The organism is Paramesorhizobium salinisoli, from assembly GCF_003335045.1.
In the GTDB taxonomy this organism is placed as follows: Bacteria; Pseudomonadota; Alphaproteobacteria; order Rhizobiales; family Rhizobiaceae; genus Paramesorhizobium; species Paramesorhizobium salinisoli.
The window spans coordinates 1-408 of the sequence record NZ_QOZG01000127.1 but is presented as its reverse complement, the minus strand read 5'-3'; the positions used below and the strand labels follow the sequence as shown (position 1 = coordinate 408).

1 protein-coding gene is annotated in these 408 nt (G+C 65.7%); it reads right to left on the bottom strand.

Annotated features, from left to right (window positions below; genetic code table 11):
- Positions 1–408, bottom strand: a 408-nt coding sequence (locus DUT91_RS25220; protein WP_114443066.1) for an ATP-binding cassette domain-containing protein, incomplete at both ends; no start/stop codon positions are given.

The following is a 408-nucleotide window of genomic DNA, read 5'->3' as shown; positions in this document are numbered from 1 at the left end:
GATCGAGGCCGACTTCCTCAAGTGCCTTGGCCGCCCGCTGGTCCCGCGTGTGCTTGCTGAGCTGCGGCTCGTGGACGAACAGCCCTTCGGTGATGATTTCACCAACTGTCTGGCGCGGCGACAGCGATCCATAGGGATCCTGGAACACCAGTTGCAGCTGGCGCCGCAGCGGCCGCATCGCCGCCCGGTCGAACTTCGAGATATCGGTTGCTCCGAACCTGAAATAGCCGCTCCCGGGAAGGAGCTTGAGCAGCGCCCGCCCGAGCGTCGATTTGCCCGACCCGGATTCGCCCACGATGCCGATGGTCTGCCCCTGCCGCAGGCGTATGCTGACACCGTCCACCGCGCGGAACACCATCGGAGAACCGCCGAGCAGGCCGCCACCGAGCGAGAAATCCACCGCGACAT